At 54.3% G+C, this 12842-nt stretch carries 12 protein-coding genes; all 12 read right to left on the bottom strand.

The genetic code is table 11. The features are described from left to right. Positions 1-21: 21 nt before the first annotated feature. Positions 22-1365 carry a phosphomannomutase/phosphoglucomutase gene (locus MNODULE_RS09570; RefSeq protein WP_168059314.1) on the bottom strand — a complete coding sequence of 448 codons (1344 nt, stop codon included), beginning with the start codon at positions 1363-1365 and terminating at the stop codon, positions 22-24. 2 nt (positions 1366-1367) lie between these two features. Next, a complete protein-coding gene (locus MNODULE_RS09575; protein WP_168059315.1) occupies positions 1368-2789 on the bottom strand; it encodes a mannose-1-phosphate guanylyltransferase/mannose-6-phosphate isomerase in 1422 nt (473 codons plus the stop codon). 315 nt (positions 2790-3104) lie between these two features. Beyond that, complete coding sequence (locus MNODULE_RS09580; RefSeq protein WP_168059316.1) at positions 3105-3752, bottom strand: class I SAM-dependent methyltransferase; 648 nt, start codon at positions 3750-3752, stop codon at positions 3105-3107. A gap of 83 nt (positions 3753-3835) precedes the next feature. After that, positions 3836-4972: a putative lipopolysaccharide heptosyltransferase III gene (rfaQ, locus tag MNODULE_RS09585; protein ID WP_168059317.1), complete on the bottom strand. Its 1137-nt coding sequence runs from the start codon at positions 4970-4972 to the stop codon at positions 3836-3838. Between the two features lie 37 nt (positions 4973-5009). Continuing rightward, the gene (locus MNODULE_RS09590) at positions 5010-5555 is read right to left on the bottom strand and encodes a methyltransferase family protein (RefSeq protein WP_168059318.1); all 546 of its coding nucleotides are present in this window, start codon (positions 5553-5555) and stop codon (positions 5010-5012) included. Continuing rightward, complete coding sequence (locus MNODULE_RS09595) at positions 5536-6303, bottom strand: glycosyltransferase family 2 protein (RefSeq protein ID WP_168059319.1); 768 nt, start codon at positions 6301-6303, stop codon at positions 5536-5538. The genes MNODULE_RS09590 and MNODULE_RS09595 overlap by 20 nt, the downstream gene beginning before the upstream one ends. Further along, positions 6300-7472: a glycosyltransferase gene (locus tag MNODULE_RS09600; RefSeq protein WP_168059320.1), complete on the bottom strand. Its 1173-nt coding sequence runs from the start codon at positions 7470-7472 to the stop codon at positions 6300-6302. Before MNODULE_RS09600 ends, MNODULE_RS09595 begins: the two co-directional genes overlap by 4 nt. Beyond that, on the bottom strand, positions 7465-8451 hold the full coding sequence (locus MNODULE_RS09605; protein WP_168059321.1) for a CgeB family protein: 987 nt from the start codon (positions 8449-8451) through the stop codon (positions 7465-7467). Before MNODULE_RS09605 ends, MNODULE_RS09600 begins: the two co-directional genes overlap by 8 nt. 34 nt (positions 8452-8485) lie before the next feature. After that, on the bottom strand, positions 8486-9760 hold the full coding sequence (locus tag MNODULE_RS09610) for an O-antigen ligase family protein (protein ID WP_168059322.1): 1275 nt from the start codon (positions 9758-9760) through the stop codon (positions 8486-8488). Positions 9761-10031: 271 nt separating this feature from the next. Next, positions 10032-10787 carry an FkbM family methyltransferase gene (locus MNODULE_RS09615; RefSeq protein WP_168059323.1) on the bottom strand — a complete coding sequence of 252 codons (756 nt, stop codon included), beginning with the start codon at positions 10785-10787 and terminating at the stop codon, positions 10032-10034. Positions 10788-10840: 53 nt separating this feature from the next. Continuing rightward, positions 10841-11692 carry a lipopolysaccharide kinase InaA family protein gene (locus tag MNODULE_RS09620; RefSeq protein ID WP_168059324.1) on the bottom strand — a complete coding sequence of 284 codons (852 nt, stop codon included), beginning with the start codon at positions 11690-11692 and terminating at the stop codon, positions 10841-10843. Beyond that, the gene (locus tag MNODULE_RS09625; protein ID WP_168059325.1) at positions 11689-12825 is read right to left on the bottom strand and encodes a glycosyltransferase family 4 protein; all 1137 of its coding nucleotides are present in this window, start codon (positions 12823-12825) and stop codon (positions 11689-11691) included. Before MNODULE_RS09625 ends, MNODULE_RS09620 begins: the two co-directional genes overlap by 4 nt. Positions 12826-12842 lie beyond the last annotated feature (17 nt).

Below are 12842 nucleotides of genomic sequence, written 5' to 3' on the forward strand. Positions count from 1 at the left end.
ACTACAAATTTAAGTTCTCTTCTAACGGATGAGCTTTGCTAAAAGTCCATTCACGTATTCTTGAATTTCAGTAACCCTGATCCCACTGCTCGCTTCAAACCGCAATACCAATGCCGGCTGGGTATTCGAGGCTCGAATCAATCCCCAACCATCCTCGAACAAAACCCGAACGCCATCGATATCGACCGTCTTATATTTGCCGGAGAAATATTCCCGGCACTTTTCGACCACTGCGAACTTCCGATCATCCGGACAATCGACCCGAATCTCCGGGGTGACATAGGTCTTAGGGAGGTCAATGAAAAAAGACGAAAGAGGCCGATTCTCCTTCACAAGAATCTCCACCAGCCGACACCCTGCATAAATCGCATCATCATACCCAAAATACCGATCTGCAAAAAAGAGATGGCCGCTCATCTCCCCGGCCAACAGCGCCCCGGTTTCTTTCATTTTGGATTTGATCAAAGAGTGCCCGGTCTTCCACATGATCCCGTTGCCGCCGAGGCGTGAAATTTCATCATAAAGGACTTGAGAAGCCTTAACTTCGGAGATGATGGTCGCTCCTGGATTTCGTTTGAGAATATCAGTCGCGAAAAGGAGGGTGAGCTTATCCCCCCAAATGATCTCCCCCTTTTCATCGACGGCGCCCAGCCGATCTCCATCCCCATCAAACGCAATGCCGACATCCGCCCGTTCTTTCCGGACACATTCAATAAGGTCAGCAATATTTTCGGGAACGGTTGGATCGGGATGATGATTTGGGAATCGGCCATCCGGTTCGCAATAGAGCGGAATCACTTCACATCCCAACTTTTCCATAATCCGAGGAGCGATGAGGGCGGCGGCGGCGTTTCCGCAATCGACCACCACTTTTTTTGACCGGAAGGAACCGAAGTGCTTCACAAAGTAGTTGAGGTAAACAGAGAGAAAATCGCGTTCAAAGGTCAGTTCCCCCTTCCCCCGGTCGAAATCGCCGCTCTCCGCCATCGTGCGGACTTGCTGGATCTCGGCGCCGAAGAGGGTCCCTTTCCCGCGGCAGAGTTTGAACCCATTGAATTCGGCCGGATTGTGGCTGGCGGTGATCATCACCCCGCCGTCGACTTGCAAGTTGAAGAGAGAAAAATAGAGGACCGGTGTCGGACAGGCGCCGATATCGACCACATCGATACCGGTCGAGAGGAGTCCCGCCAACAATGCTTCCCGAAGCGAAGGGCTGCTGAGACGAATATCATAGCCGAGCGAGATCTTTTTTCCGCCGGATCGGCGGATCAGCGTGGCGAAGGCCTTCCCGATCTCTTCGGCTACCTTCTCGGTCAGGACAGTTCCGTAAACCCCTCGGATGTCATACTCTCTAAAGATCGACATGGTCAGCCCTTCTTGGCCTCCACCCGCCCGTAATCATCCTGATACCGGACGATGTCGTCTTCTCCGAGATAATTCCCGCTCTGCACCTCGATGATCTGGAGCGGCTCATCGCCCGGATTTTCCAGCCGATGCTTCACCCCCATCGGGACAAAGGTGCTCTGGTTGGCCTGAATGGTATAAACACTCTCCCCGCAGGTGACCCGCGCCGTTCCCGCGACCACGACCCAATGCTCGCTCCGCTTATGATGCATTTGAAGGGAAAGACGCGCCCGAGGATTGACCAGAATTCGCTTGATTTTGTAATCGCGTCCCTCTTCCAGAACGGTATAACTTCCCCAGGCGCGGATGACTGTTCTGTGAACGCGGTGCTCATCGCCGTTGCGGCCTTTCAGCGCCTCAACGACCTTCTTGACCTCCTGCGCCTTATCCTTCGAACAGATGAGGGTTGCATCCTCCGTATCGGCCACGACAATGTCTTTCAGCCCCACCACGGCCACGACCCGCTTTTGTCCGTAGATGATGCTGTTGGAGCTGCCGATGTTGACGACATTTCCGGTGAGGATGTTCCCATTTTCATCCCGTTCGATCACTTCATCGAGCGCGCTCCAGGAGCCGACATCTTCCCACCCCATGTCGGTGGAGATCACGGCGAGGCGATCCGACTTCTCCAAAACGGCATAGTCGATCGAGATGGAGGGAAGCGTCGGATAAACCCGCGCAAGCGCTTCCGCTTCCTCCGCCGTTCCGATCTTCTGTTCAATCTCCTTCAAACCCTCCGACAGCTCAGGAACAAACTGCTTGATCTCCGCCAAAATCGTTGAGATCTTCCAGAGGAAGATGCCGGTATTCCAGAAATGATCTTCTCTCTTTAGATATTGTTCGGCGGTTTCACGGTTCGGTTTTTCAACGAAGCGCTGTACGGTCGATGCACCGGGCTGATTCGGAAAGGGCTTTCCCTTTTGGATATAACCGTAGCCGGTCTCCGGCCGGGTCGGCTTGGCGCCTAAGGTGACAAGATAACCTTCATCGGCAAGGCTTTCTCCCAAACGAAGCGCCTCGATAAAAACCTGCGGCTCCCTGATAAAGTGATCGGCGGAGAGAACCGCCATGACGCCGTCCTGAAAGCGCTTGCGTAGGTAGGTCGCCGCCAGGCCGATGGCGGCCGCCGTGTTCCTCCCCATCGGTTCATAGATAAAGTGAGGCCCCTCTCGGGAAGGCTTCAGCTGGAATTTGATCTGCTCCGCCTGAGAAGGGTTGGTGGCGATATAGGTCTGATTGGACGGGATCAGGTCGGCGATCCGGGACAGGGTGGCCTGAATGAGACTCTGATTGCCGAAGATCTTTAAGAGCTGCTTTGGGTATTCTTCCCGGCTGAGCGGCCAAAAGCGCGTTCCACTACCCCCTGCCAGTATCACTCCGTACATGTTGCCCTCAATCCGAAAAAGAATAGCCAGCCTTACTGCACTCAGCGTAGGAAAAGATATGTTTTAATTAATTCAATATGCCCTGGAGAAATAGACGGCATTAGGGAAATTGTAAGTCATATACGTATATCAAAATGAGACGGACAATGCAAGGATATCTTACGGTTCGGAACAAATTTCGGCAGGCTTGGCAGCGCGATTAAAACGCGGAATTTTCAGACGTTGCAACAGGGGGGTTCCAGTCCATTCGTCCTCGGCGCGAGGGGGCGGATTGTTCTAAAGGGAATCCACAATTCGCGGATAAATCCTACGAAACTAAACTTTGCTGCAAAGCAAGAGCATGTTGTCGGAGAAAAACCGGGAAACGGGAAAAACCCGATGGATCCGAAGCCCGGCCCGCTCGATCTCCTGAAAGACCTCCTCCTTCGTCGGCCGCTTCTTTCCGCCGCTTCCGACACCGATCTTGGTTCCGATGTCCCGCCAAAAGGCCTTATAGGGATTCCGGTAGGTGTGGTCGATGATCAACCACTGCCGGCTGACTCGGGCCATCTCTTTCAAGGCATTCTGTTTCACATCTGGGGGGAGGTGGGGCAAAAAGCGGATCGAGAGGAAACAATCGACGCTTTTATCCCTGAACGGAAGGATCTCCGCGTCGGATCGGATGTGGCCGAGGACCCTGTCATTCCCCTTCACCTTCTCCTGCGACTTCGCCATCATCTGCGCCGAAATATCGGAGCCGATCCAACGGAACCCCAAACCGGAGAGAAACGCGCCGAACCGGCCGGTCCCGCAGGGAAGATCGATAATGGTGCTCCCAGGCTTAAGAAAAGCAAGCGCTTTCATGAGCGTTTGGTGCGTCTGCTTATTCTTGAACTGCGCCCAGCGCGTTTGATATCGGGCGCCGTCGTAATGACCTGCGTATCCCACGTCCTGATAACGCATTTTTGCCGGATATTTATCCATTGCTCCTATATTCTCCTCTTTAACTGTCTCTAACAATCATTTCACGAATAACGTTTAACGAATAACGATCTTTTCCGACAACATCATGCCGGTAGAAACCGGATCATGCTCGGTTGCCGCGACATCGCATCCAGATGGAGCAGATAACGATCGATCTCGACGATGACCTCCTCTGCGGTCGTCTCCTCCAGGCAACGACTCCGCTTGCTTCCCCCGCAACCATCCTGTCCGCAGGGAAGGCAGGAGAAATCTTTTGCGAGCGTCGTATGACCCGCCCCCCATGGCCTCCAGATCTCGGCGACGGACGGCCCGAAGAGAGCGATCACCGGCGTTGCCATTGCCGCAGCGATATGCATGGGGGCGCTGTCAACACCGAAAAAGAGATCGGCCCGCCGAGAAAGAGCCGCCAGTTCCCTCAAGCTGGTCTGACCGACCAGGTTCATCGGCCGGCGCTTCGAAAAAGAGAGGATCCGCTCGATCTTCTCCCGCTCGGCCGGGGCCGGTCCTCCCGTTACCACCACATCAACATTCCTCTCCCCGATCAGATGATCGATCACGGCCCCCATCGCATCGTCCTGCCAGCATTTAAAAAACAATCGGGAGGTCGGATGGATCTGGACGAGATAGCGCCCCTCCTGCTGTCGCGCTTCCGACCAACCTTGCGCCGTCAGCAATGAGACGACCCGATCCTCCTCTTCTTTCGAAAAGAAGAGCTGCGGCCGCTTCTCGATCGGTTCATAACCGAGCGAACGAATCGATTCGAGATGTCGCTCGACCGCGTGGGTATGCGGCGTCGGCACGCGATAGCGATGAGTGTAGATCAGCCGCATCAATAAGGGGAACCGCTCCCTGGGGAGAAGCCCTAACCGACGAGGGGCGCCGGAGAGAAGCGACAGGAAAAGACCCCGGTCTCCCGTTGTCAGATTGACCGCCAAATCGGCCTTCGTCTCGCGGATCTCGCTTAACATGAGGCGCTCCCGCCACAGCCGCTCCATTAAGGGAAGTCCTTTCCATTTCGGATCGACCACGACGATTCGATCGACGAATGGATTTCCCTCCAGGACCGGCGCCGACTCCTTGAAAACAACGACCGACAGGCGCGACCCGGGAAAGGCTTCCTTGAAGGCACGGATTGTCGGAGTCGCCAGAAGAACGTCCCCGATCTGCCGGAAAAGCATGAGCAAGACGCTCTTGATCGCCTCTGGTCGGAAATCGATCATTCTTGTCCCGTTTCCCGCAGCGCCATCCGAAGTCCGATCACATCCGGATCATCATCAACGCCAAGATGACCACGATTCCCAGCCAGGTTCGATGCTCCCGATGTTTCAAAACCAACCCCCAGTCGAACCCGGTTTCAACCTGCCGCCACGCGCTCCAACGGGGGAAGAAACGGGGAACCGACTCGGCATAGGCGGAGAACTGCGAGCCGAAACGGGCCGAGAGCTTCTCCTCTTCCCGCAAAATCGTGAAATGATAGATCAATGCAAAGAACATCAAAAACAAGAGGAGAAGACCCCAGCTGCGCCCCATCAAAATAAAGCCGAACCCCATCATCCCGCTTCCGAGATAAAGGGGATTTCGGGTGAAAGCATAGGGGCCGGTCGTCGCCAGTTCCTGATTCTTCCGGATATGTCCCGACGACCACGTTCGGATCGCTTCCCCCAAAATGACAAAGGGCGCCCCCGCGGCGATGGAAAGGAGGGTCGGCCTGGAGAGAAACCAAAGGGCGCCCCCCAACAACAGGCTGACGATAATCCGATTCCGGCTGACGATCGCCCCGATACTACCGATGATCTTTCCCATACCGTCCCATCTTGTAGAGCTTTGCATATTTTGCAAAGGTATAAGTACTGTAGAGCCGGCCCAACAACAGGCCGTCGCCCCCATCTCGAAAACCCTGCCGGAGAACCACCATCTTCAGAAAGGTGGCCGGCGGCCGCAGGAAGAGATCGAGGAGATTGGCCCGCTTCCCCGCCTCGAACATCTCCTCCGCCGCCAGGGTCGAATAGCGGTCCATCCGCCGGAAGTAATCCTCCAAAGAACGATAGGTGTAATGCGCCAGCGGGGATCGGAGGGTTCCGATTTCTCCGCGAATCGTCACCGACTCATGGACTTTTCTCTCGCCGAACCGGCCGGCCTCCCGCTTGAAAAAACGGAGAACATAATCGGGATGCCACCCCCCGTGTCGAATCCAGCGTCCCAGAAAGAAATTTTTTCTTGGGATGCGGTAGCCGTCGGCGTGGCGGGGCGATTCCAGAATCTGCTCGATCTCTCCCCGAAGCTCCGGACTCACCCGTTCGTCCGCATCCAGGCTCAACACCCACGGGTGGGTCGCCAATTCGAGCGCCCGGTTTTTCTGGGCGGCATAACCCGTCCACGCATAGGAGAAAACTTTATCGGTATATTTCCCGGCAATCTCCACCGTCCGGTCGGAGCTTCCGGAATCGACGACCACAATCTCGTCGGCCCACGCCGCGCTGTCAAGACAGTCGCCGATCTCCTTCTCTTCGTTCAGCGTGATCACCGTGACGGAGAGCTTCGGACGGCTCATTGGCGCCCATCCAACAAAATTCCTTTCGTGCGGAGGATCTCCTTGTAGAACCGCTCATGTTCCCGAACCATCCCTTGAACAGAGAAATCGGTAACCGCCCGCGAACGGGCCGCCGCCGACAAAGATCGCCCCAATCCCTCATCACGCAGGAGCCGAACGATCCCCTCCTTGAGGCGCCTCGGCTCCTTCGGCTCGACAAGGAGGGCCTCCACACCGTCGGAGACGATCTCACGCGCCCCCTCGTAATCGGCGCAGACGATCGGCAATCGGGCCGCCATTGCTTCGACCAGCGCGATCCCCTGCCCCTCCCAGAGGGAAGGAAAGACAAAAAGATCGAGGGCGCTCAAGCAATCGGGAACGTCGCGGCGGGTTCCCAGAAAAAAGACGACCTTCTCCAATCCCATCTGCTGAACCGTCTGTGTCAACTCCTCCCGAAGCGGGCCGTCTCCGATGAGAACCAGCCGAAGATCGGGCCGTCCCTCTTCATCCATCAGAAGCCGGAAAGCGCTCAGCAGATCGTGGTGTCCCTTCGCGATCGATAAACGCCCCACCGTTCCGATGAGAAAAGCGTTCTCGGGCAAGGAGAGCTTCTTTCGGGCCTCCGCCTTGGGAGAAAGATCCTCGAAGCGGCGCGGGTCGATCCCGTTCGGAACCACCTCCACTTTGGAGGGAGAGACCCGGTCGAAACGGAGAAGGTCCGCCTTCACCCGGTTGGAAACCGCGATGATGCGATCAGACCACCGCGCCAGAACACGATTGATCCGGAATCGATGGGAAAGCTTTCTGCGGTAGACATTGTGGACGGTGGAGACAACCGCAGGGACCTTCGCCCAACGGGCCCCCAGACGCCCGTAGAGGCTCGCATGGTATTCATCCGTCGCAACCACCTGAATCTCTCTTTCGAGCATGAGGCGATAGAGCTTCCAAACGAGGATCGGATCAAACTGGTGTCGGCGCATTCGGTCAAGCTCAATCACTTCAATACCGTGCCGCTCGATTTCCCTTCCAATGACGCTCTTATCGCGAAGACAGCAGACGATCGGCCGGAATTCCTCCTTGGAGTAGCGGAGGACCAACTCCTTGAGCCGCTGTTCAATACCTCCCACGGGAAGGGTGACGACTAAATGCAAAACATTGATCGGTCTTTTAAGCGGATTCCGATCAGGCATGGGGCGCGCCCTTCACCGTCCGAAACATTTGCTCAAGCCGCCTCTGATACGTATGCTCCCTTTGCACGCGTCCCTGACCGGCGCGCGCAATCTGCTCCCGCTCCGATTCCCTCGGAAGATAGTAACGGATTTTATCGATCATTTCTTCTTCTCCCTTGAAGGTCACGATTTCCTTGCCGGGAGTGAGGACCGACTCGATTCCATCCATCGCCTCGCACATGTAAAATGCGCCGCAGCCGACCGCTGTGTACATTCTGGCGCTCATCGAGAGCCGAATCTCCGTCTCTCGATCAAATGCGAGAAATACCTTTGAGCAGAGGGCCACTTTCGCAAATTCCGGCCCGTAGATGAAACGCCCGCCATACGCGCGTCCGATAGACGAGAGGAGGATCGGAAGGTTGATCAGCTTTCTTCCGAGCCGCGGCCCCCACCATTTGAGATGGAATCCCTCTCGAAGGATTCTTTTCAATTTATAGCGCCGCGTCAAATAATTATTCGTTGAATCGATATTCCCCACGAAGGCGACGTCGGCCCCGTAGAACCGGAGGTCCATGTCGGTTATCGGGCCGGCCTCAAAGAAGGCCGGCTCAAACCCCTGTGAGAGCCAGGCAACCTGTTTTGCCCCTTTCTCTTTCCATTCCGGGATCATTCCTTCCGCCATCGTAAAACAAAAATCGACCGATCGGATCAGAGGAAGCAACCAATCGGGGATATCAGGATCGGGATGCCACAGGATGGTGTAAATTCCCTTCTCCTTAAGCGCCTCGTTCCACTCCGGCTTGAAGCCGGTCCCCTTCATAATCAACATATATGTCGGCCTGGACTCCTCCACCCTTTTCATCAACATCTCTTCCGTCGCTCCCGCTTGGAGCGGATCGAAGGTGGAGACGCGATGGCCGATCTTCTCCGCCGCATGGACCAGATAATGAGCGGTATTCCAGGGTTTTCCAAAACTTCCGACGATTAAAATAGGGTCCATCTTTACCGGGTTCGCTTTTCTTCCGGGTCGCCAGTTACTTTACTTCCACAAGCCTGCTTTCCACCCGATGGGCGGGAGAATGATTGGGAGCGCCCTGTCCGATCCGATTCCAGACGGCCATTGCGAGCGCCAACATTGCCCATAAGGGAAGGGCTAAGTTTCCGACATTATTCCTGTCAGCCAAAGCATGGATAAAGTATTCACCGATCATCCCGCTGAAAATGACGACAAGAATTTCTCGATCGGAACCGACTGCCGTTGATAGGATCATCTTATAAATCAAAATCAACGTCCGGATAAAAATCCAAAAGTATAAAACCATCCCAATAATCCCGTTTTGGATCAGGAGCGCGAAAAAAAGGTTGTGCTCATGAGTCACCTTCATCGCCTCTTCGGGTTGACCTGTCCGCCCATCTTCATATACTTTTTCGAAAATGTTCAGACCATATCCGTAGCCCAAGAGAGGGCGCTCTTTGAATTCTTGAAAGGCCACCTCCCAGATCGGGGTTCTGTTGCTGATCGTGTTGATTTGTGTCTCAAGCAGAGCGAATCTTTGAGCGACCGAGTCCGGACCAAACGAAAAAAGGATAAATAAAAAGAGAATCATAGCAGCGGTCATCACCTTCTTCCAATTTTGATGCATCCCCCAAATCAAGAACGCAAAAACCGCTCCCGCCCAGGTCGCTCTCGACAGGGTCATGAAGATCGCAAAGAGTCCCAGTAGAATCAGAAGTATCGCGATTCCCTTCCAAATCGGCCTCTTTACCGCTGAAAAAGCCAAAAGCAGGAAAGGGAAAGATCCTCCCAAGATTTTTCCCATGGTATTATGATTCCTGTTTTCAAAAGCGATGATGCCGCCTGCGATATTATACTGGCCGATCTCATAATTGTAGAAGCCGACTCCGATGGTTACAACGAAAGAAACGGCAAAGGTCACTGCCAAACGCTTCACTTTCTCTTTCGTCTGGAAGTTATTTAACACAACAAGGTAGAGAACGATCGCCTTGAGATATGAGCCGCGGATACCGGCCAGCGTTTCGATGCGATCTATTGAATAAAAAACCGAGGCGACCACCACAATCGTATAAAGCAGAATCGGCCGGTCGATCGGAGTTCGGACCAATGAAGAATCTTTCCGAAGGACCATCTTCAGAATCCATAAACCGAAAGGGAGATAAAGCGCCATCCATTTAATTAGGGAGATCGCATCATTGGAGATAATAAATTCCTTGACGGGAAACAAAAAAATGAAGAGGAGAATCCCCCCCTCGATCGAGCGGTCGATCCACGGAATCCACCTGTCCTTCATTGAAATCGCCAAATCGTTCATCTTACTTTCAGCGGTCGCACTCCAAGAATGGATCGAATTAAACATGAAGTAAACTCGTAAAGTTGATAGAGCATTTCGTACCGGCCGACATCCAAGGCCGCGATGAATATAAAACTGAGCTTTATTGTCGCGTCATTGGCGGTTTTCAGCCCGGGCAATGTGTGCGCAGAATCGCGCACCAACGATCAAGCTCGCTGACGACCATGGAGCGCAGCGGATCAGCGGATAGGTCGCCCGGTGCAGCGCCTTGTCATGCGTTGGAATCCGTTGACATCCTGTTCCTCTCTATGAGGGTCTGAGAAACAAAGACGGGATTTGTCCGTCGCAGATGAGGCGCCCTAGTAGGCCATTCGTTCACTTGTTCGTAGATTCCAAATAGAAAATACCGCTGAGACTCAAGAAACTCTTTTAGTGATTCAAGCGGCACATGTCGCCTATTGCTAGGATTCATACCGGCCTCCACTTGTACAAAGTCTATTTTCTGTTCGGCCAGCATGTTCACGGCACCCTTCAGAACGTCGAGATCCCCCCCCTCTGTGTCTATTTTAAGGAAATTGATGCGATCAATTCCATTCGTGTGACAGAATCCGTCCACCGTGACGATATCTACGGATTCAGTCGGCACATTATTGTTCGCTGGCGACTCCTTTGACGGATCTAACAGAAAGAACATCTTATTAGAGCTGCCTTGGAGAACCATTCTCCCCGTGCTCTTTGAAGAACCGAAAGCCAGTCGGTAACAATCAACACGCTCATTACTTTGTAGCTTATCCTGAAGTCGACGGAATGTGTCGCTTACCGGCTCAAAGCAATAAATGTGAGCATTCGGGAACTTGACCAAATAGAGCCTTGAGGACTGACCCACATTAGCGCCTATGTCAAAAACAATGTCGGTGCGATACGTCGGCAGGGAGTTCGCAATGTCTTGAGCGAAATCAATACCGCGCGGTAATGAACGATATATGCGGGTGCCGGTCAGCTGCTCTATCAGCTTCCTTAGACTCATGGTTTTCTCCGGTCATCGCTTCGATGCGATCTGCACTTCTAAAAGTGCCTCCATCAGATCGAGGAGAGCGCCCCCCTTTTTACCCTGCTTCGCCCTTTGCGACGGTGAGCCTCTTCCAAAATCTTTTTTGCCAGCGCCCGTTTTTCAGCGCGCGGCATCTTCTCACCCCTTAGATAATTCGCGAAGAATCGAACCTGGTCGAACGATTCCGTCCGCCCGAGGAAGGCGCTGAGCAACGCCGCCATATCCCGAACTCGGTGGCTTGGCTGGATTTTCGAGACTCGGAAGAGCGACTCCAGATCGGTGAAATAGACGTCGTACCCGCCGTGCTTCTCTTGCTTAATCAAAAGGTTGCTCGGCTTCAAATCCCCATGGACGAAACCCGATTGATGGAGGTAGGCCACCCGGCTGGCGACAAGGAAAGATAGCGGCTTTTTTTCAGCCGAGGGAACGCCTCGGTCCCAATGTTTTTGAAGAGGAAGCGCGTCTTCCAAATACTCCGTCAATGAGAGCGCTTCCTGAAGCCCTCCCCATTTTCTCTTCTCCAACATGGCCACCGGAGTCGGGGTTTGAAGTCCGATCCGAATCAGGTCCCAAGCGGCGTTCCATGATTTTTCAGCGCGGGAACTCATGACATAGTTATTCAGCCACTTTTTAAGCCGGATCTTCCTTGTATAAATATCCAACTTCATAAAGAGAGGACGCGCGCCCCCATACAGCTCCGGAGCGACGATCCCATAAATGCGATCCTCCCGTTCTTTGAATATTGAAACCCGCCGCATCCTCAGCATCTCATCTAATTGTGGAAGCATCCTCCGGAAACCGGGACGGTCGTCATCTTGATGGATCAAGCCGGTCCACTTTGAATCGGAATAGCCCCGAACGGGAATGTCCGCGTCGATCATCTCCCCTCTGCCGAAATCATTTCTTCATAAAGCGCTTCCCACCGGTCCAGGATTCGGCCCGGCGGGTATTCCTCCGCCGTCTTCCGGGCCGCCTCTCGCAGCAATTCCGGATGAGGATGCATGATTAATTTTTGAATCCGCTCGGCAATCTCTTTTGAATCGGTCGGAGAGTCAAGGAGATCTCCGTTGACCCCGCAACGAATCAGCTCCGCCCCCCCGCAATGCCGGTGCGTGATCACCGGAAGAGCGCTCGCCAACGCCTCCAGATGCACCTGGCCGAAAGGCTCGTAGAGCGTCGGGAAGACGAAAAGATCGGCCGCCGCATAATAACACGCGGCATCGGGAACCGGCCCGAAAAAACGGACGCGACCCTCCAGCCCCAAATCCCGCGCCTGCCGCTGATATCGCGTGATACTCCCTTTCCCGACCACCCACAATTTCACCGGAAGCGAGCCGAGGCGTGCGATCGCTTCAATGAGCGGGCCCAAACCCTTTCGCTCAAACCCCGAACCGACGAAGAGGATCACCTTTTCCTGATCTTTGATCTCCTCTTCAGCGCGCAACGCCTCCCCGATCCCCGTCCGGTGGTCTGGATGAAATCGCACCAGATCGACCGGGTTGTAGATCACGGCGATCTTTTCCGGAGAAACCTGATAATGCCGGATGATCTCGCTTCGGACTGCGTTTGAGATTGCAACAATTTTGGCCGACCGTTGCATCAATCTTTTTTCAATCCAGAGCATCAACCGATGGAAAGGGTTGATCGCGATGGAGAAACGCTTAAGAAGAGAGGCCCCTGCTCTTCGCCGGAGCAGCCACTCGCGATGACATCCGTCGCCGGCCCGGTAGAGGTCCTGATATAGAGTCCGCTCATGGCTCTGCACCAGATCAAAACGATTCCGACGGCAGACGCGATACGCCCCGACAGCGAATGTCAACGCCGCGAAAAAAGCGCCGAGCCGAACCGTCGGGACCGGATGGAACGTCACCTTCGGGTCCCTCTCCCCGATCCAGTCGGCCGCAATCAGATGGACTTGGTGCCCCCGCCCCACGAGGCGATGAATAAAATCTCTCGTGAAACGCTCCGCTCCCCCATGCGCCACATAACGTTTTCGGATAATCGCAATTTTCATCGTTGGGCCTTGCTCTA

The sequence above is a fragment of the Candidatus Manganitrophus noduliformans genome (assembly GCF_012184425.1).
In the GTDB taxonomy this organism is placed as follows: domain Bacteria; phylum Nitrospirota; class Nitrospiria; order SBBL01; family Manganitrophaceae; genus Manganitrophus; species Manganitrophus noduliformans.

Bases quoted from the DNA above. Each gene is read 5' to 3' on its own strand.
- MNODULE_RS09590 (WP_168059318.1), bottom strand. From the start codon at position 5,555: ATGGGAAAGATCATCGGTAGTATCGGGGCGATCGTCAGCCGGAATCGG.
- MNODULE_RS09625 (WP_168059325.1), bottom strand. From the start codon at position 12,825: ATGAAAATTGCGATTATCCGAAAACGTTATGTGGCGCATGGGGGAGCG.
- rfaQ (WP_168059317.1), bottom strand. From the start codon at position 4,972: ATGATCGATTTCCGACCAGAGGCGATCAAGAGCGTCTTGCTCATGCTT.
- MNODULE_RS09575 (WP_168059315.1), bottom strand. From the start codon at position 2,789: ATGTACGGAGTGATACTGGCAGGGGGTAGTGGAACGCGCTTTTGGCCG.
- MNODULE_RS09580 (WP_168059316.1), bottom strand. From the start codon at position 3,752: ATGGATAAATATCCGGCAAAAATGCGTTATCAGGACGTGGGATACGCA.
- MNODULE_RS09605 (WP_168059321.1), bottom strand. From the start codon at position 8,451: ATGGACCCTATTTTAATCGTCGGAAGTTTTGGAAAACCCTGGAATACC.
- MNODULE_RS09570 (WP_168059314.1), bottom strand. From the start codon at position 1,365: ATGTCGATCTTTAGAGAGTATGACATCCGAGGGGTTTACGGAACTGTC.
- MNODULE_RS09620 (WP_168059324.1), bottom strand. From the start codon at position 11,692: ATGATCGACGCGGACATTCCCGTTCGGGGCTATTCCGATTCAAAGTGG.
- MNODULE_RS09615 (WP_168059323.1), bottom strand. From the start codon at position 10,787: ATGAGTCTAAGGAAGCTGATAGAGCAGCTGACCGGCACCCGCATATAT.
- MNODULE_RS09595 (WP_168059319.1), bottom strand. From the start codon at position 6,303: ATGAGCCGTCCGAAGCTCTCCGTCACGGTGATCACGCTGAACGAAGAG.
- MNODULE_RS09610 (WP_168059322.1), bottom strand. From the start codon at position 9,760: ATGAAGGACAGGTGGATTCCGTGGATCGACCGCTCGATCGAGGGGGGG.
- MNODULE_RS09600 (WP_168059320.1), bottom strand. From the start codon at position 7,472: ATGCCTGATCGGAATCCGCTTAAAAGACCGATCAATGTTTTGCATTTA.